The 18,773-nt window shown below is 45.8% G+C and carries 17 protein-coding genes and 2 pseudogenes; 15 read left to right on the top strand and 4 right to left on the bottom strand.

Features of this window, described 5'->3' with window-relative positions:
* Nucleotides 1-13: 13 nt before the first annotated feature.
* Complete coding sequence (gene ffh, locus HXT33_RS04815; protein WP_004136878.1) at nucleotides 14-1,693, bottom strand: signal recognition particle protein; 1,680 nt, start codon at nucleotides 1,691-1,693, stop codon at nucleotides 14-16.
* A 112-nt stretch (nucleotides 1,694-1,805) separates the two neighbouring features.
* On the bottom strand, nucleotides 1,806-3,431 hold the full coding sequence (gene cysS / locus HXT33_RS04810; RefSeq protein ID WP_375169557.1) for a cysteine--tRNA ligase: 1,626 nt from the start codon (nucleotides 3,429-3,431) through the stop codon (nucleotides 1,806-1,808).
* Nucleotides 3,432-3,602: 171 nt separating this feature from the next.
* On the opposite strand from cysS, the gene HXT33_RS04805 reads away from it, so the two are divergent.
* Nucleotides 3,603-4,940 (top strand): nicotinate phosphoribosyltransferase, encoded by a 1,338-nt coding sequence (locus tag HXT33_RS04805; RefSeq protein ID WP_116794195.1) that lies wholly within the window; start codon nucleotides 3,603-3,605, stop codon nucleotides 4,938-4,940.
* 79 nt (nucleotides 4,941-5,019) lie between these two features.
* On the opposite strand, the gene HXT33_RS04800 is transcribed toward HXT33_RS04805, so the two are convergent.
* Complete coding sequence (locus HXT33_RS04800) at nucleotides 5,020-5,349, bottom strand: DUF3039 domain-containing protein (protein WP_004135497.1); 330 nt, start codon at nucleotides 5,347-5,349, stop codon at nucleotides 5,020-5,022.
* A 203-nt stretch (nucleotides 5,350-5,552) separates the two neighbouring features.
* Here HXT33_RS04800 and coaD point away from each other — a divergent pair, with 203 nt between their 5' ends.
* The 4 genes from coaD to rpmF all read left to right on the top strand — a co-directional run bounded on the left by coaD (nucleotide 5,553) and on the right by rpmF (nucleotide 8,128).
* Nucleotides 5,553-6,131: a pantetheine-phosphate adenylyltransferase gene (gene coaD, locus HXT33_RS04795; protein ID WP_421776031.1), complete on the top strand. Its 579-nt coding sequence runs from the start codon at nucleotides 5,553-5,555 to the stop codon at nucleotides 6,129-6,131.
* Between the two features lie 15 nt (nucleotides 6,132-6,146).
* On the top strand, nucleotides 6,147-7,181 hold the full coding sequence (locus tag HXT33_RS04790) for a hypothetical protein (protein WP_421786781.1): 1,035 nt from the start codon (nucleotides 6,147-6,149) through the stop codon (nucleotides 7,179-7,181).
* Nucleotides 7,182-7,811, top strand: coding sequence for a YceD family protein (locus HXT33_RS04785; RefSeq protein ID WP_308581841.1), 630 nt, complete (start codon nucleotides 7,182-7,184; stop codon nucleotides 7,809-7,811).
* A gap of 122 nt (nucleotides 7,812-7,933) precedes the next feature.
* Nucleotides 7,934-8,128 (top strand): 50S ribosomal protein L32, encoded by a 195-nt coding sequence (gene rpmF / locus HXT33_RS04780; protein WP_004127492.1) that lies wholly within the window; start codon nucleotides 7,934-7,936, stop codon nucleotides 8,126-8,128.
* A 91-nt stretch (nucleotides 8,129-8,219) separates the two neighbouring features.
* Here the strand turns inward: rpmF and rnc are convergent, their stop codons facing one another.
* Complete coding sequence (gene rnc / locus HXT33_RS04775) at nucleotides 8,220-9,014, bottom strand: ribonuclease III (RefSeq protein WP_419388855.1); 795 nt, start codon at nucleotides 9,012-9,014, stop codon at nucleotides 8,220-8,222.
* A gap of 96 nt (nucleotides 9,015-9,110) precedes the next feature.
* On the opposite strand from rnc, the gene HXT33_RS04770 reads away from it, so the two are divergent.
* The 10 genes and pseudogenes from HXT33_RS04770 (at nucleotide 9,111) to HXT33_RS04725 (ending at nucleotide 18,764) form a co-directional block, all read left to right on the top strand.
* Complete coding sequence (locus HXT33_RS04770; protein WP_421786779.1) at nucleotides 9,111-11,171, top strand: ABC-F family ATP-binding cassette domain-containing protein; 2,061 nt, start codon at nucleotides 9,111-9,113, stop codon at nucleotides 11,169-11,171.
* Between the two features lie 36 nt (nucleotides 11,172-11,207).
* A complete protein-coding gene (gene rph, locus HXT33_RS04765) occupies nucleotides 11,208-11,969 on the top strand; it encodes a ribonuclease PH (protein ID WP_004135504.1) in 762 nt (253 codons plus the stop codon).
* Between the two features lie 24 nt (nucleotides 11,970-11,993).
* Nucleotides 11,994-12,680, top strand: coding sequence for a non-canonical purine NTP pyrophosphatase (locus tag HXT33_RS04760; protein WP_004135505.1), 687 nt, complete (start codon nucleotides 11,994-11,996; stop codon nucleotides 12,678-12,680).
* Between the two features lie 94 nt (nucleotides 12,681-12,774).
* On the top strand, nucleotides 12,775-12,921 hold the full coding sequence (locus HXT33_RS04755) for a hypothetical protein (RefSeq protein ID WP_176605909.1): 147 nt from the start codon (nucleotides 12,775-12,777) through the stop codon (nucleotides 12,919-12,921).
* A 212-nt stretch (nucleotides 12,922-13,133) separates the two neighbouring features.
* Nucleotides 13,134-14,882 carry an ABC transporter permease gene (locus tag HXT33_RS04750; protein WP_421776034.1) on the top strand — a complete coding sequence of 583 codons (1,749 nt, stop codon included), beginning with the start codon at nucleotides 13,134-13,136 and terminating at the stop codon, nucleotides 14,880-14,882.
* 78 nt (nucleotides 14,883-14,960) lie between these two features.
* Nucleotides 14,961-15,786 (top strand): annotated as a pseudogene (locus HXT33_RS04745) (ABC transporter ATP-binding protein); the annotation flags it as partial.
* A gap of 62 nt (nucleotides 15,787-15,848) precedes the next feature.
* Nucleotides 15,849-16,475, top strand: a pseudogene (locus HXT33_RS04740) (AAA-associated domain-containing protein); the annotation flags it as partial.
* Between the two features lie 287 nt (nucleotides 16,476-16,762).
* On the top strand, nucleotides 16,763-17,131 hold the full coding sequence (rplS, locus tag HXT33_RS04735; protein ID WP_004127473.1) for a 50S ribosomal protein L19: 369 nt from the start codon (nucleotides 16,763-16,765) through the stop codon (nucleotides 17,129-17,131).
* 27 nt (nucleotides 17,132-17,158) lie between these two features.
* Nucleotides 17,159-17,977 (top strand): signal peptidase I, encoded by an 819-nt coding sequence (gene lepB / locus HXT33_RS04730; protein ID WP_421786776.1) that lies wholly within the window; start codon nucleotides 17,159-17,161, stop codon nucleotides 17,975-17,977.
* Nucleotides 17,978-18,059: 82 nt separating this feature from the next.
* Nucleotides 18,060-18,764 carry a ribonuclease HII gene (locus HXT33_RS04725; RefSeq protein WP_421786774.1) on the top strand — a complete coding sequence of 235 codons (705 nt, stop codon included), beginning with the start codon at nucleotides 18,060-18,062 and terminating at the stop codon, nucleotides 18,762-18,764.
* The last annotated feature ends 9 nt before the right edge of the window (nucleotides 18,765-18,773 follow it).

Below are 18,773 nucleotides of genomic sequence, written 5' to 3'. Positions count from 1 at the left end.
TCCGAATAACCGCTTATTTCCCGAATAATCCGGCTAATCCGCCGCCAAAGTTAGGTGGAAGTTGATTATCTTGATTCGAATTTTCCGAATTCATAAGCTCTTGTAAGCCTTCAGGAAGATTCTGCAGATTTGGCTGCTGTGGCTTTGCAAAAGCGGAGCCAGCAACGTCGTTACTTTCGCTTCCGGAAGATTCTCCAGAAAGTCGCTCACGCAACGCGCGCTCCTCAGCCTCGCGGCGCATTGGATTTCCAGACTTTCCGCCCTTCTTCTTCGACTTTTTATCCTTGCGCTTCGACTTTCCGCCAGGGCCGCCAAATCCAGGAATACCACCCATTCCAGGCATTCCAGTGCCGCCACTCATACGCTTCATCATTTTGGCGGCCTGCTCAAAGCGTTGCAAAAGCGCGTTAACCTTAGAAACACTCACGCCAGCACCAGCCGCAATTCGCGCGCGGCGAGATCCATCAATAATCTTCGTGTCCCTGCGCTCAGCCGGAGTCATAGAGCGAATAATTGCCTCAGTGCGGTCGATTTCCTTATCGTCAAACTGTTCAAGCTCCTGGCGGTGAGCGGCCATTCCTGGCATCATTCCCAAAAGCTTCTTCATTGAACCAAGCTTACGAACCTGCTGAAGCTGCTCCAAAAAGTCGTCTAAACCAAAGCTTCCTTCAGCAATCTTTTCGGCAGCCTTGCGCGATTCTTCCTCGTCGAACTGCTTCTGAGCATGCTCAATAAGCGTTAAAATATCGCCCATATCTAGGATTCTGGAAGCCATTCGGTCCGGATGGAAAATCTCAAAATCCTTCAAACCTTCGCCTGTAGAAGCGAACAAAATTGGCTTTCCAGTAACGCTTGCTACCGAAAGTGCAGCACCGCCTCGAGCATCGCCGTCGAGCTTAGAAAGTACAACGCCAGTAAAGTTAACGCCGTCGTTAAAAGCCTGAGCTGTGCGAACAGCGTCCTGGCCAATCATCGCGTCAATAACAAACAGCACTTCCTGAGGATTTACAGCATCGCGAATATTGCGCGCCTGCTTCATCAAATCCTCATCCACGCCCAAACGACCTGCGGTATCAATAATCACAGTGTCGTACATTTTTTCGCGCGCATAATCAATAGAATCGCGAGCAACTTTAACAGGATCGCCTTTAGTAAACCATGGCAAAGAAATTGCATTTCCGCCATTTTGTACGCCCTTTTCAGGCGCAAAAACAGGAACTCCCGCGCGTTCGCCAACAACCTGCAGCTGCGTAACAGCGTTAGGACGTTGCAAATCTGCAGCCACAAGCAAAGGAGTGTGTCCGGAATCTTTAAGCCAGTAGCCAAGTTTTCCGGCAAGAGTAGTCTTACCAGCGCCTTGCAAACCGGCAAGCATAATCACAGTAGGCGGGTATTTCGCAAAATTAAGTGGCCTATCAACTCCAGAGCCAAGCACTTTAGTCAACTCGTCGTTAACAATTTTCACAACTTGCTGAGCAGGGTTAAGCGCTTTAGACACTTCTTCGCCAAGAGCGCGCTCGCGAATCTGCGCTGTAAAGGAGCGTACAACTTCGAGAGCAACGTCGGCATCAAGAAGCGCACGGCGAATCTCGCGGATTGTGCCGTCAATATCCGATTCTGAAAGCTTGCCTTTACTACGCAAATGCTTGAAAGCACTAGAAAGGCGGTCTGTTAACGAACTAAATGCTGCCATAATTTTCCTATTCTACCCGCTGTTACTAACGTTGTGTAGCTGTGTGGTTGTGTGGTTGTGTAGCTGTGTATTTGTATATCCGTTTAGCTTTGTGGTTGTTTGGTTGATGTTTTTACTGCAAATGCCACGAAGATCCTTTAGCGCCGTCTTCAATTACGATTCCGGCGTTATTCAGTGCATCTCTAATTGCGTCTGCTGTAGAAAAATCTTTTGCCTTTCTAGCATCTGCTCTAGCCTGAAGCTGCAAAGCGATTAAAGCGTCCAAAGCCGCGCATTCCTTACTGCTTTCTCCGTTTGCTCCGGTTGCAGAAGATTTATTTGCGTTAGAAGTCCAAGGATCTGCATAAGGGTCCAATCCAAGCGCGTCTAGCATAGCGCGCACTTGTAAAACGGCTGTATATAGCAGTTTTTGCGTGCTACTGTTTTGTGCTTGTGCGCAGTCGTCAAGAATTGCATTACCTTGACGGATTGCTGTAAAGATTGCCGCGTTTGCGCCAGAGACGTTAATATCGTCGTTCATTGCGCGCGTAAAATCTTCCGGAAGCAAGTCTGCATCTACAGATTGCACTTCTTCTCGAGTTGGCGTATTTTCAAGCAATCTGCCAGCTCGCTCAAGGAAGTTTGTAATGCGATCGTAAGCAGATTTTGCTTCTACTAAAGCCTGGTCGGACCATTCCAACATTGCGCGGTATTGCACGGCTCCAAGTGCGTAACGCACAACCCAAGCTGAATTATTCGCTAAAACAACTGGTACGGAGAGGCCATTTCCTAAAGATTTAGACATTTTTTCACCCTTGGCTGTAACCCACGCGGAATGCATCCACACATTTGCGCTTTTCCAGCCTGCGGCAGTTGTTTGTGCCATCTCGTTTTCGTGATGTGGGAATCGCAAATCTAATCCGCCGCCGTGAATATCAAAATCGTCGCCAAGATAGCGGTGGCTCATAGCCGAGCATTCAATATGCCAACCTGGGCGTCCTTCGCCAAAAGGTGTTTTCCAGCGCGCATCCGGCTGGTCGAAATCGCAAGGTGCTTTCCAAAGCGCAAAATCCCTAGGGTCGTGCTTGTCTGGGGAAGCGTCTGCGGGGTCGGTTGGGTTGTAAATATCGTTTCCTGCTGAGTCAACACTTGGGCCTTTTTCGTCTGCAATTGCGGAAGCTTCGTCACCATCAATTTCATTACGATTTTGATTTTGGTGCGTAAGCTCACCGTAATGCTCCCAGCTTGGCACATCAAAATAGACGTTTCCAGTAGGATTCCCGGCGCTGTCTTTAATAACATATGCGTGACCGCGTTCAATTAAGCGCTCAATCAGCTCAACCATATCCGTAATATGGCCGGTAGCGCGCGGCTCAACCGTTGGTGGCAAAACTCCCAAAGTGTTGTAAGCTTCAGTAAATTCGCGCTCATAAATGTATGCGCGCTCCCACCAAGTTTGTCCGGCTTCGCTAGCTTTTTTCATGATTTTGTCGTCAATGTCTGTGACGTTTCTAACGAACGTAACTTTGTAGCCAAGACGCAACATCCATCGGCGTACTACGTCGAATGCGATTGCCGCGCGAATGTGTCCAATATGCGGTGAGCTTTGCACTGTAGCGCCGCAAACATACATGCCAACTTGCCCAGGTTTTGCAGGCTTAAACACGCTTGTTTTGTGTGAAGCTGTGTTGTATAAGCGCAAGTTTTGCGCGGCTTCACTAAGTTTTGCAGTCTCTTCATTCAAAGTCTTATTAAGCATAATTGCCATTATAAATGCTTCTTCATACTCAGAGCGACTTGAGAAGTTGCATTTCGTGCCCAGGCTCTTTAGTTAGCGATACAATTATTGCGATTTGGTTTTAGATTTAGCTTTATTGAACCAATCTATTACCTAGCTGTTTTTATTTTGTTCGTTACTGAAAGGAATATCATGGCTGAGATTTCATCTGCTCTTATGACGGACATGTATGAATACACTATGCTTGACGCTGCTCTTAAGGACGGCACTGCAAATCGTAAGTGCGTTTTTGAAATTTTTACTCGCCATTTGCCTCAGGGTCGTCGCTATGGCGTTGTTGCCGGAACGGGTCGCATTTTGGAAGAGCTGCAAAAATTCCATCTTTCGGAAGATGATTTGCGTTTCTTAAGTGATCGTAAAATTGTTAGCGCTGAAACTATTAAATGGCTGGAAAATTTCCGATTCCACGGTAAAATTTCCGGTTATCGTGAGGGGGAGATGTTCTTCCCGAATTCGCCAATTTTGCAGGTAGAAGGCACTTTTGGTGAATGTACTTTGCTTGAAACTTTGCTGCTTTCTGTTCTTAATTACGATTGCGCGGTTGCGTCTGCCGCAGCTCGCATGGTTTCTGCCTCCGCAGGACGTCCTTGCATGGATATGGGCGGCCGTCGTACGAACGAATATTCTGCAGTTGCTGCGTCTCGCGCCGCTGTAATTGGCGGTTTTAAGGGAACTGCAAACCTGCTTGCGGCGAAACTTTACGGATTGAAGGCAATTGGTACCGCGGCTCACTGCTTCACTCTTGTTCACGACACTGAGCGCGACGCTTTTACTTCTCAAATTGCAGCTCTCGGCAAAGGCACTACGCTTCTTGTTGACACATACAATATTGAGGAAGCTGTAAAGACAGCCGTGGAAGTTGCGGGACCTGATCTTGGCGGAATTCGTATTGATTCTGGAGATTTGTGCGCTTTGGCTCGTCGCGTTAGAAATCAGCTTGACGAGTTGGGTGCTAAAAACACAAAGATTACAGTGACGAATGATTTGGACGAGTATGCTTTGGCTTCCTTACAAACCGCTCCTGTGGATTCTTACGGCATCGGCACAATGCTTGTAACCGGCTCTGGCGCTCCTACTTGCGCAATGGTTTATAAGCTTACTGAGCGCGAAGGAGCGGACGGTGTAATGCAGCCTGTTGCTAAGAGGTCTAAGAATAAAGCGACTGTGCCTGGACGTAAGTTGGCGTATCGTTCATACGATTACAGCAGTGATTCTTGCGGAGTGGCAGATTGCGAACGCGTGATTTCCGGTTCGGAAGTTGCACTCGCTCAGTTTAAGCCTGAGGATTCGTGGGAGAATCTGCTGGTTGATTACATGGTTGATGGTGAAGCTGACGAACAGTTTATGGGTCACGATGCGATTATGCGCGCCCAGGATTATTGTGCTTCTGCTTTAAGCCGATTGCCGTTGGCTGCGCAAAGTTTGATGCGTGGAGATCCTGCAATCCCAACTGAAGTACGCGTTTTATAAATTGCGCATTTGCGAAAAGCAGCTTAGCAGCAGAGTTTGTTAGTAGTTTGCTAGTATCGTTTACTAGTAGCGCTGATTGCTAGAAGTTGAGCTTGCCCATTTCGTCATAAATGCGCTTGCACTCAGGGCATACCGGATAGTCGTTTGCTTCGTGGCGAGGAATCCACACTTTTCCGCATAACGCGACTACCGGTCGCCCTGTTAAGCGCGACTCTTCAACGCGATCTTTAGAAACGTAGTGTGCAAATCGGTCCGCATTTCCACCGTCGTCTAAACGAGCATCTTCATCTACTTCCGGACGCTCAAGTACGGAAGTAGATGTACCTGAACCGGAATCTGGATTAGAGGATTGCGAATCGGCTTCCATAATTGCATTAAGTGTGCTATCTGCTAATAACGTTGAAAGCATTGCGCATCCCTTTCTATAATCATGCCTGACTAAATCTAATAAAATCAAACCTAATCAAACCTAATCAAACTAAATTCAATCAGACTCAATCAAACGTCAGTATTAACTAGCATAAAGCATTATTGCAACAAACGCACGAAAACTTCCGCACTGTATTGTTGTATGCGTTTCACTATGAGCTATGTGGGTGATAATCTAAAAGCATGACTATAGCTGTGTGCCCCGGCTCGTATGATCCAGTCACTGCCGGCCATTTAGACGTAATACAACGCTGTACGCATCTATTTGATGAAGTACACGTGCTTGTTGCGGTGAACGCCGCAAAAACACCGTTGTTTTCAGAGTCTGAGCGTGTGCAGATTATTCGCGAAGCTGTGAAAAATTTGCGTAATACGCATAGTAATTGCGCTGATACTAGCGCTGATACTTGTTCCTGCAATAACGCAGGAAAAATAGTTGTTTCCTCAACAACAGGCTTAATCACCGACTATTGCAAAAAAGTAGGTGCAACGGCAATCGTCAAAGGCTTGCGTCAAAACGGCGACTATGAAGCTGAACTTGGAATGGCTTTAGTGAATCGCAAATTAGCTGGAATTGAAACGCTTTTCTTGCCGGCAGATCCAATACTTGAGCATGTTTCAAGCTCCGTAGTTAAAGACGTTGCGCGTCACGGAGGAAATGTTACTGGCATGGTTCCAGATAACGTAATACCCTTATTACAAAAGCTTTTTGCTGAACAATCGTCAGATCAAAACAATAATTCAGTTACGCTGAACAATTGAGACAGGAGAGTAGAAATGACAAATAAAGATGAACTTAACACTGAAACCTCTGGATTATCCAGCATTGTGAGCGAGCAAGCAGAGGACAATCGCGCTGAAGATAACGCAAAACTTCCGCTTCATCCTATTCTTGCCGACGAAGAAGATGCACAAGATGAGGTTATAAATACAACAGCTGCTGAAGAGCAGAATCTTCCTAAAGGTGATTTACTAGTTGATTTAGATGCTGATAACACAGAAACTTCATCTGTTGCAGCAGTTGGAAATGTTTCTGATGCGAATGATGTTCGTGACGTTGCAGCAGATAAGGCAAGTAAAGATAAAAGTGACAAAAAAGCTTCTGCAGCATCGGCATTTTCTGCTTTTCCTCTACCGGATTTGCGAGAGCGTGAAGACGGTGGTGCAATAGATTTTGAAGAAGATGAAGCTCCTTTAGCTGCGCAAACAACTAAAGTAAGTGAAGAAGTACGTTCAAAGAGTCGTGCAGAATTTACTACTGTTTACGACATTATTGACTCCATGGAAACAACGCTTTCGGAAGCAAAAAACGTGTTATTTGCTGCTGGAATGGTAAAAATTGATCGCGACGAATTTGTTGATCAGTTAGCTCGTTTGAAAGATATGCTCCCAGTTCAGTTGGAACGCGCGTCTGCATTAATGCGTGAAGCGGAACGACGCTTGCGCACGGCTCAAGCTCAAGCAAATTCCATTGTTTCTTCTGCTCAGTCGCAGTCTGCAGAAATTATTGAAGAAGCTCAGGAGCGTGCGCAATTCTTGGCAGGTCAAGAAAACGTTACAGCTTTGGCAAAGCAGAAAGCTCGCGATATTCTCGATACTGCTCAAGCTAAGTCAGACAAGCTTACCCAGGGTGCAGATCAGTATTGCGCTAATGTTATGGAAGGCTTAAAGACGCAGCTCGATAAGTTGGAACAAGACGTGCAAGCTGGTCGCAGAGTGTTGGAAGAGCGACGCAGGTCTGCAAAGCGAGCACAAGACGAGATTAAAGAATCTTTATACGATAATAACGACGAAGACGAAAGGAATGATTAAATGACTTCGCATCCTTCCCAATCACCATGGGCGATTCCAGTAGCGCAAATGGCTGCGCGCGCTGGTAGCAGCATGGCGTTACACCGCGTATTTCCAGCTCCGGAAGGCATTGGAGATTACGTTATTGGTGTAAAGCCAGGCAGCGATGTGCATGTTGATGGTGACTTTGATGCTGTTGTTGACGGCCTAATGTTCCAGGGAAGTATTACAGCTCCAGTGCACGCCGAGTGCACGCGTTGCTTGATGCCGCTTCGTCGTGATTGGAAAGTAGATGTGTGCGTTTTCTTCCCTTATGTAGATGAGCGCTCGCAACATGCGGATAATCGCAAGAATCGCAAAGATGTTGACGAAGACGAATCTCAAATTTGGGAAGATAATGACGAGTCGGGAAACGTGTATCCGCTGGTTGGTGGCGGCGATTTTGCTGATATTGAGGCGCTTATTCGCGACACGATGGTAAGCGAGCTTCCTTTGCAGCCGTTGTGTGAGCCAGATTGCCGCGGACTTTGCTCTCAGTGTGGCGAAAATCTTAACGAGCATCCGGAGCATCATCACGATGTTACTGATATTCGATTCGCGGCTTTGGAAGGATTAAAAGCGCAACTTGAGAATGCTGAAAAACGGCATTAATTTTACTCGCGTGAGTAGTTTATGCCGCGCTAGATTGCGAGCAAATTACGCAATTGTACGGTGCGTGCTGTAATATACAGAACGCTTAAGCTCAATCGTTTGAACGAAATAGAGGAAAAACTATGGCACTGCCTAAATACAAGACCTCGCGTGCTAATACGCATTCGCGTCGCGCTAATTGGAAGGCGTCTGCCGTGCAGACTGTGACTTGCCCGAACTGCGGTTCTGAGGCATTCCCACACATGGCTTGCCCATCCTGCGGAACCTTCCGCGGTCGTGTGTACCGCGAAGCTATTCGCTCGGCGCACAACAACTAGGTTGTATTGAAAAACCCTGCCATCGACGGGTGGCAGGGTTTTCTTTTTTTCTTTCGTATTGTTTTAGTTTATATGGCTGTGAGGTTGGGTGTTACTTACGCGCGTCGAGCGCGTGCCAAGCGACTTCTGCAGCCGCAAGTTGCGCTTTACGTTTGCTAGATCCGCTTCCAACGCCAAGAACTTCGTCGCCGTCCTTGTGTGCAAGAACTGCGCGCGCCTCAAAAACTGGAGCATATTCAGGTCCAGAAACAGCCATACGATACTCCGGATCTTCCAAGCCCATATCGTGCGCCTTAACCGTAAGTGAAGTCTTCCAATCAAGTGCTGGACCTTCGGTCAAAACTTCCGCCAAAGTGTCATCAATCAAACGATGCACAACAGCGCGCGCCTCATCAATACCGTGTTCAACAAAAGTTGCGCCAATAAGCGCCTCAACAATATCGCAAAGAATCGAATCTTTATTATTTCCGCCCTGCTCCATTTCGCCGCGGCCGAGCAGAATATATGGTCCAACATGCAGCTTTTCGCGCGCAACAGCAGAAAGCGCCCATTCAGACACAGCTTTCGCTCGCATCTTCGCAAGTTGACCTTCAGTCATGTCTGGATGCGCAGAAAATAGCGTTTCTGTAGATACGAGCTCTAAAACAGCATCTCCCAAAAACTCAAGTCGCTCATAATTTCGCGTACCTGGATGCTCGTGCGAAAACGAGCGATGCGTAAGCGCTTCTACCAAAAGATCCGGCGAAATAGTTGTGCCTAAAGCGTCTAAAAGCTCCTGAGTTGGATCCCCAGAGCGAGCCTCTCCGTCGTCTAATCTTAAAACTCCACTTGCTTTATGCGCACTCTTCGTATCGTGCTGATTTTCTTGATTATTTTGAGTCTTCATAACAGTACTATTATAGTCCACATTGCCAACACGCACGCTTTTAGATTAAGTTAGATTAAATCTGTTCGTAGAAGTCTGCAGCTATATTTATGCATTATGCCTACGTATGATTTGGGATTAGAACGAGTTTCGCTAGAGTTTGCTACAAAAACGATTTTTACTGATGTAACTCAAGGTGTTTTTGAAGGCGACAGGATTGGTATTGTTGGTCGAAATGGCGACGGAAAGTCAACGCTACTTCGAATGCTTGCCGGTAAAATGCAGCCTGATTCCGGTCGCGTAACTAAGCGCGGAGGGCTTACTTTTGGCATGCTAGACCAGCGCGATCCTTTAGATGATAACGCAACTGTGCGTAAGGCTGCTTTGGAAAATCGCGAGGATTACGAGTGGGCTGCAGACCCGCGCTCTCGCGAAATCGTGGAAGCTCTTCTTGGCGGAATCAATTTGGAAGCAAAAGTTGGTACGCTTTCTGGCGGTCAGCGCAGGCGAGCTGATTTGGCAAGATTGCTTCTTCATGACTGGGATATTTTGGCTTTGGATGAGCCTACGAACCATTTGGATGTTGTGACAATTCACTGGCTTGCAGAGCATCTTCTTCACCGCTGGCAGGACGGCCAGGGTGCTCTTTTAATTGTGACTCACGATCGCTGGTTCTTAGATGAGGTTTGCACTTCGATGTGGGAAGTTCACGACGGCGTAATAGATCCGTTTGAAGGCGGCTACAGCGCGTACATGCTTCAGCGAGTTGAAAGGGAGCGTCAGGCTGATGTGCGCGAGGAGCGTCGCAGAAATTTGGCCAGAAAAGAGTTGGCGTGGCTTTCGCGCGGTGCTCGTGCGCGTTCTACTAAGCAGAAGTTCCACGTAAAGCAGGCTCGCGAGCTTATTGCAGACGTGCCTCCAATGCGCGATACTTTGGAATTAAAGAAAATGGCAACTTCTCGTCTTGGCAAGCAAGTTGTTGATTTGATTGATGTTACGCAAATTTTTGACGATGCTAATCAGCTAAAAAATATTGATCCAGATATTGCAGAAAGCGCTGCTACTTCAGAAAAATCAAATAAAGTTGACATTGTAGAATCTGCTTTTGCGCAACCAACTCACGTAGGAAGCGTTACGATTGCAGTCGACGAAAATCAAGAAAATCTTTCTGAAGAAAATCCGGAAACTGCTGCAGCAGAACGAAAAACTATTACCGGCCGCATGATTCTCGACGATGCAACATGGCTAATCGGCCCTGGAGATCGTTTCGGAATTGTTGGCGCAAACGGTGCTGGAAAATCAACGCTATTAAGCATTATTGACGGTTCGCTAAAACCTACGGTTGGCCGCGTAAACATTGGCAAAACTGTAAAATTTGCTGTGCTTTCGCAGCGCCTTGAAGAGCTTGAAAAGCTTGGAAAATATAAGGTTAAGGAAGTTTTAAGCCGCTATAAACCGAGCTACATTATTGACGGGAAAGAAGTTACTCCCGGTCAGCTTATGGAGCGTCTTGGTTTTAAGCCTGAGCAGCTTATGACGCCGATTGCGGATCTTTCGGGCGGTCAAAAGCGACGCATGCAACTGCTTTTGATTCTTCTAAACGAGCCAAATGTGCTGATTATGGACGAGCCTGGAAACGATCTTGACACCGATATGCTCGCTGTTATGGAAGATTTGCTTGACACGTGGCCTGGCACGCTGATTGTGGTTTCGCACGATCGCTACTTGCTTGAGCGCGTAACTGACCAGCAGTTTGCGCTTATTGACGGCAAAATCCGTCATCTTCCTGGCGGTGTAGACGAGTATTTGCAAATTGTAGAAAAATTGCAACGCGATCACGAAAATAGTAGTGGTACTACTGGTACTGTTGGCGCTTCAAGTACTGCGAATGCTTCGAGTGCTGCAAATTCTACAACTAAAGAAAGTTCAGAAAGTACAGTAATTGAGCCCAAACTTACCGGCAAAGCCTATCACGATGCCACAAGACGCGTGGCAGCAATTGAGCGAAAACTTACAAAACTTGAAGATCAAAAATCAAATATTGAGTCTCAAATGGCTTCTCACGATCCAAGTGACTTCGTAGGTCTTCAAGCTCTTAACGAAGAATTGCAGCAGAATGCGCAAGAAACTAGCGATCTTGAAGAAGAGTGGATGGAACTTTCTGAGCAGCTGCAGTGATTAGAAGATAACAGCCACGTGCTAAATTTGTGAGTTATGGCTCAAATCAAGGATATGCTGGAATCTGTAAAACCAATTCGCGTAGACGGTCGTGAAGTTGACGAGCTTCGCCCTGTGCGAATTACGCGTAAATTTACTGATGTTCCTGAAGGCTCTGTGCTTATTGAGTGCGGAAATACGCGCGTTATGTGCACTGCAACTTTTACTGTTGGTGTTCCTCGTTGGCGCAGGGATTCCGGCTTAGGCTGGGTAACTGCCGAATATTCTATGCTTCCTCGAGCTACTGCTGAGCGTACCGACCGCGAATCTGTGCGCGGAAAAATTGGCGGTCGCACGCATGAAATTAGCCGTCTTATTGGTCGCTGCTTGCGCGGAGTTGTCGATATGAAAGCAATGGGCGAGTGCCAGATTCAAATCGACTGCGATGTTTTACAGGCAGATGGTGGAACTCGCACAGCTTCCGTAACTGGAGCTTACGTAGCATTGGTAGATGCGCTTAATTGGGCGGAAAAGAATGGTCATATTCGTTCCGCTGCAAGCGTTCTTAAAGATGCTGTTTCGGCAGTTTCGGTTGGCGTTATTAATGGCACGCCTATGCTTGATTTGCCTTATGTTGAAGACAGTCAGGCTATGACAGATATGAACGTTGCTATGACTGGTTCTGGCACGTTTATTGAAATTCAGGGAACTGCTGAGCATCGTCCGTTTAATCGCGACGAATTAAATACTTTGCTTGATTTAGCAACAAAAGGTAATCGTGAGCTGCAGAAAGCGCAAAAAGCTGCTTTAGCCAAATAGTAAACAGATTGAAGGAGAGCGGGCGTGAAACTTGTTGTGGCAACACATAATGAGGGAAAACTCGTTGAAATTAAGCGTATTTTAGCTGAACAGTTAGCTCAACTAGCAGATAGGTTCGAACTGATTACTGCTGGTTCTCTTGGTTTGCCAGATCCTGTGGAAACAGGAGTTACTTTTGAGCAGAATGCGTTGCTTAAAGCTAGAGATGTTGCTTCAAGAACTGGCTTGCCTGCTATTGCGGATGATTCCGGTATTATTGTTGATATTTTGGGCGGCGCTCCTGGAATTTTGTCTGCTCGTTGGAGCGGAGTTCATGGTGACGATAAAGCTAATAATGCTCTTCTTCTTAAGCAGCTTTCGGATATTCCGGATCGATTCTTAACAGCGCGTTTTCGTTGTGCTGCTGCTCTTGCTATTCCAGATGCTTGTAGCGAAGTTCCTGAAGGCAGTGTTATGCTGCACACTCACGGTTTTGAAACGGTTAGAATGGGGGAGATGATTGGTCATCTTCTTCGCGAAGAGCGTGGAAATAACGGTTTTGGTTACGATCCTATTTTTGTTCCAGACGAGCAGCCTATTCGTAACGGCGTTCAAATGGAAGGTTTAACTAGCGCTGAGCTTACTCAGGAAGAGAAGAATAGTATTTCTCACCGCGGCCACGCTTTGCGAGCTTTGTTGCCTGAATTACAAGCTTTGTTTATTACAGAATAAATAGCTTTGTTTAAGATTCCTCTGTGCGTAGCGTGCCTTGACACAGGTTTAATCGTTATTTATAATTGGCACGGCGTTAAGGAGGTGATTTGCCGTGAAACATGACAGTAACAGTCATAATTCTAGTACTCGCACTACGAGTGAAGGTTCTGACACTATTGGCAGTAGTAGTTCGGACGTTCCTCCTGAATATATGAAGCCGGCAATCACCGCATTTAGGTTGCAAAGATTGCAAAAATAAAACTTACGAAATCTGCAAAACTTACTTGGAAACTTGCAAAAATAAAAAGTAAGCTGCAATTTTTTGAGCCTAAAAAGCAATCAATGGTGATACGGCTACATAAATCAATCTGAAAATAGATCTGAAAATAGATCTGCAACTAAATCTGAAAAAGATTTAAGAAAATATAAGTAAAGGCAATAAACCTTTAGCTCCTATCAGAGGACTTTATTATGACCGTATTCACAACTTCGCGCAAGGAAGGCGCAGGCGCACAGGTTGACGAGAACACTCGCTTCTGGTCCGATATTATTGTGTGCGTAGGCATTATTGCTGTTTTTGGCGTAACTGCTTTCCTTATTCAGCGCATAAATCAGCCGATTGGCCCAAGCGGTATTCCTTCTAAAGTGTCTACCGACTTAATTAATCTTCCTTACTACACTTTGCGCTCAGTATTTCGTATGCTTCTTGCGCTAGTGGCATCTCTTATTTTTACTATTGTTTATGGCTCTCTTGCAGCTCGAAGTCGAAGACTTGGCAAGGTGCTTATTCCGCTTTTGGATATTTTGCAGTCCGTGCCAATTCTGGGCTTCCTTTCGGCGACTGTTACCATTTGGTTGGTGATTTTCCCTGGATCGATGCTCGGCGTTGAAGCGGCTTCGATTTTCGCTATTTTTACAAGCCAAGCATGGAATATGACTTTCTCGTTCCACCGCTCGCTTTTAAGTGAGCCTAAGGAGCTGGACGAGGCTGTGCGCAGCTTGCAACTTACGCATTGGCAGCGCTTCTGGGTGCTAGATATGCCAAACGCAATGATTCCGCTGCTTTGGAACTGCATGATGTCTGTTGGTGGCGGATGGTTCTTCCTTACCGCTTCGGAAATGATTTCCGTAAATAACCACACTTACGCTCTTCCTGGTATCGGTAGCTTTGTTGCGCAATCTGCTGCAGATAATAAGCTCGGGAATATTTGGTGGGCTATTGCTTCTATGGTTGTGGTTGTTTTGGCGCTTGACTTCTTCTTGTGGAAGCCGCTTACTGCATGGGCTGAGCGTTTCCGCATTACGCAGAGTGCTTCGGACGATGAGCGTCACAGCGCTATTTTGACGCTTATTCGTCATTCTCACGCGGATGAGGTTATTAGCAAGCTTTTCTTGCCAATTAGAGAGTGGCTAGAAAAGATTACTCGTCCGCTTGGCTGCACAGGAGCTAAGTGGCCTCATAAAGCTTCGCAGCGCAAGTTTGGAGACTGGGCGTTTAACGTTTTAATGTTCCTTATTGTTGCAGCAGGTGTAGTGCATATGCTTTACTTTGTGCATACAACTGCAGGGTTGCAAGAGTTTATTACAGCAGGCATGCTTGGCGGAATTACTTTTGTGCGAGTTGCTGTTTTGATTCTTATTAGCTCGCTTATTTGGGTTCCAGTTGGTGTTTTAATTGGCATGAATCCAAAGATTTCTAGAATTATGCAGCCTATTGTGCAGATTCTTGCCAGCTTCCCAGCAAACTTTATATTCCCATTTGCAATGGCTTTGTTTATGGCTTGGCACATTGACTTGGGTTGGGGAAGTATTATTTTGATGGCTCTTGGCACGCAATGGTACATTCTTTTCAATGTTATTGCTGGCGCTAGCGCTATTCCAGATGATTTGCGTGAAATGACACGCAGCTTTAGGCTGGCTCGAGTTTTACGTTGGAAGACGCTTATTTTGCCTTCTATTTTCGGTTCTTGGTGCACTGGCGGTATTACAGCTGCAGGCGGCGCTTGGAACGCTTCGATTGTGTCGGAAATCGTTGAATACGGTAAGCATCATATGTCTACTGCAGGTTTGGGTGCTTATATTACCAACGCAACTACTATGGGAGATACTGCTCGCACTCTGGTTGGCGTAACTGTCATGAGCTTAATTGTTGTTTTAAGTAATCGACTATTCTGGTCGCCTCTACAACGTATTTCCGAAAAACGCTACGTATTGAATTAGCTGAATTAAATCAACTAATTAAATCATCTAACTGAATCAGCTAAAATAACAAATTTTATAAAACAGATTGGCAAAATTATGAATACTTTGAAAAGCAATGCAAAAACAGTGCAATCCTCAATTACAAGCGATATTATCGACGCAAAGCACATCAGTCAAAGCTTCACTTCCGACAGCGGCACAACTCAGCATGTTTTGCACGATATTTCTTTCACTCTTCGAGAAGGCGAAATCGTAGCAATTTTGGGACGTTCCGGTGCTGGAAAATCAACTTTCCTTCGCACAATGGCTGGTCTTGTGCAGCCAACAGAAGGCACAGTAACGTATCGTGGTCGTGAGCTTACAGGCCCAAACCCGGGGGTTGCAATCGTATTTCAAACCTTTGCTCTTATGCCGTGGCTTACCGTGCAAGACAATGTGGAGCTTGGTTTGCGAGCTAGAGGTGTTAGCAAAGAAAAGCGCACTGAACTTGCGCTCGCTGCAATTGATGCAATCGGTTTGGACGGCTTTGAAACAGCTTATCCAAAGGAGCTTTCCGGCGGTATGCGTCAGCGCGTAGGTATTGCGCGTGCGTTGGTTTTGCGACCGGATGCGCTTTTTATGGATGAGCCGTTCTCCGCACTCGATGTTCTTACTGCAGAAAACTTGCGTCAGGAAGTGCTTAAGCTTTGGTCTAGCGAGGAGCGCGATATTAAGTCTGTGCTTATTGTTACGCACAATATTGAAGAAGCTGTGCAAATGGCTGACCGTGTGGTTGTTTTAGGTTCACATCCAGGTCATCTAATTGCAGACGTTCAGGTTGATTTGCCTCGTCCTCGAGATAAGCACAGTGCTGAATTTGAGGCGATGGTAGATAATCTGTACGCTATTTTGACCGGTTCTGCTCCGGAAAGTGCTTCTGAGCAGGAGAGTTCACAGTCTAATGATTTGCAGAACCAAACTCAAGCTGCAGATACTGAGGATGCTGAAGATAACGAAGCTGCAGCAATTGCAGATATGCTTATTCAGCGTCATCATGATGATGAGGATGAAGACAAGCAAGGCGAAGATGAAGCTGAATCTGGAGAGGCGAAGGCAGAGCCTGTGTCGGTTCGTTTGCTTCCAAACGCAACCCCAGGCGGTATGGCAGGTTTGCTTGACGTTATTTCAGAAAATCCAGACGGAATTGATTTGGCTGATTTGGCAGCAGACTTGTCGTTTGAAATCGACGATTTGTTCCCGCTTGTTGATGCTGGAACAATGCTTAATCTTCTTACCGCAGAAAACGGCCATATTACTATTACTTCTGCTGGTGAAGAATGGCATAACGCCGACATTTTGCACAGTAAGCAAGTTTTTGCGCGACTAGCTATTGAGCATGCGCCTCTTGTTCACGCAATTGATCAGGCTTTGAGTCGTAACCGCAACGGTAAGCTTCGCGGCGAGTTGATTTTGGATTTGTTGCGCAGTAAGCATACGGATGCGCTTGCTCGTCAGCAGTTTGATATTGCGATTAGCTGGGGTCGTTATGGTGAGTTGTTTGATTACGATGCCGACGATGACGAGTTGACTCGTACTGTTGAAACTGCTCCTTTGGACGGTGTTGCACGCTAAAATAGCTTGAAATAGCTTGAAATAGCTTGAAATAGCTTGAAATAGCTTGAAATAGTGTGCAATACTGCTCATTAATAATGTCCATTATTGTGCATAAATTTGATACTTGTATGCTTTCGATAAAAGGATGCCGCATAGTTCTTTTATCTTTAGGTCTAGTCGCTTCTTATTTAAGATTGCGCGGATCGAAAGCCCCCTAAAAAGCGAACTTTTTGGGGAAAATTGCGTAGCGCATTTGCTGCTAACGCTTACTATGCGTCGGTATGCGGCGGCGATGGAGGAATATTATGGTAAATGCTGTAGAAGCATTTGATGCTAAGCATCTTAAGGCAGCTGAGGAAATCCCAGCTTTCCGTCCTGGTGACACTGTTGACGTTAACGTTAAGATTCAGGAAGGTAACAACACTCGTATTCAGACCTTCACCGGTGTGGTGATTGCTCGTAAGGGTGCTGGCGTGCGTGAAACTTTCGTTGTGCGTAAGGTGAGCTTCGGTACTGGTGTTGAGCGTCGTTTCCCACTTCATTCCCCAGCTATCGATTCGATTAAGCTGGTTCGTAGCGGTCGCGTTCGTCGCGCTAAGCTTTACTACTTGCGCGCTTTGCGTGGTAAGGCTGCTCGTATTGCCGAGCGTCGTGATAACAGCGCTGCTAAGTAAATCAACCTTAAAGTGAAGGATTAAATTATGTCTGATGGCACGCAAATTAGCGATACTCACATCGTTGCTGTAGCGGGTCATGGCGTAGATCCTTCACCGGTTCCGCCTGAACCGGAAGGTTATGAGCCTTCCGGTTTTGGTGGTTTTAGGAAAAATAGAAAAAACAAAAAAAACAGTAGAGAGAGCCGAAATATCAAACGTTTTGCTCATGCTCGTAATCAAAAAAGCGGAGATCATTTTTCTCTTAAAGACGCTTTAGTTTGGTTTGGTATTCCAGTTTTTGTAGTGTTAATTATTCGCCTGTTTTTGCTCGGCGCGTACACTATTCCTTCCGGTTCTATGCTTGACACTATTCACATTGGTGATTACGTTGTTACATCAAAGCTAACTCCTAGAGTATTTCCTTTGCATCGAGGAGATATTGTAGTTTTTGAAGATCCTGCTCATTGGCTAAGTGGAGAATCTTCTAATGGTTTAGTTGGCAAGGATTTGATTAAGCGTCTTATTGGTTTGCCTGGAGATACTGTGGAATGTAAGGGTGCGGGGGAGCCTGTTACGGTTAATGGTGTTCCGGTTCGCGAATCTGCTTACATTCGTCCTGGTGTTGACCCAAGTGCTTTTCCTTTTAAGGTAAAGGTTAAAGCTGGGCATGTTTTTGTTCTTGGAGATAATCGCGCTAATTCTGCAGATTCTCGCTACCATCGTAACGATGGGGACGATGGTTTGGTGCCGATTTCTAAAATCGAGGGCGTTGCAGTGTTCCGTACGTGGCCTTTGGATCGAATTGGTGTTTTGGACGAGCATCATGATGCTTTTGACGATGTTCCAAGCAAATCTGCGAATTAAACCGAAATTAAACAACAACTAATCCGAAATTAAATCGCGAATTAAACTTGTAAATTAAACTTATGCAAGTAAAGTCTTAATTATGCCGAAAGAATCTTCTAAAATACCTCTTACGCCATCTCTCGATAATGAAAAAAGCTTGCTTTGCGAAGGATATGATTGGATTATTGGTCTAGATGAAGTTGGCCGCGGATCTCTTGCAGGTCCGGTAATGGTTGGAGCTGCAGCTATTTGTAAAAATCAAATCGAAGCGCAAACAATTCCTGAAGGTTTAGCTGATTCTAAACTACTTACTGAGCGTCGTCGAGAAGACTTATTTAATCCTCTTCAAAAATGGTGTACTTCTTGGGCTGTTGGATCTTGTACTAATAAAGAAATAGATGAGTGGGGTATTAGTTACGCGCTTGGAGTTGCGGCTTTGAAAGCAATTGCAAAAGTCGAGGAAGATATGCAAATGTGTAAAAAAGAAAACACTCGTATTGCAGCAATATTGGATGGTCCATGCGACTACATTGATAAAGTTGCCAACACTTTTGACGCACCATTTGTGCCGATTCCTGTAAAAGTGCATACTCTTGTGAAGGCAGATCGTCAATGTGCAAGTGTTGCGGCTGCTGCAGTTTTGGCAAAAGTTACAAGAGATAATCTTATGGTGATGTTATCTAAAAAAACGCAATATGAAGCCTACGATTGGGCGCATAATAAAGGCTACGGTTCGTTATCTCATCGAAACGCAATTAAAGAAGTAGGGCCTAGCGATTTGCACAGACTGTCTTGGAATTTATAAACAAGTGAA

The sequence above is a fragment of the Gardnerella sp. DNF00753 genome (assembly GCF_049244275.1).
Classification (GTDB): domain Bacteria; phylum Actinomycetota; class Actinomycetes; order Actinomycetales; family Bifidobacteriaceae; genus Bifidobacterium; species Bifidobacterium greenwoodii.
Note: the sequence above shows the minus strand (reverse complement) of the source record. Positions and strands in the feature narration are given on the sequence as shown.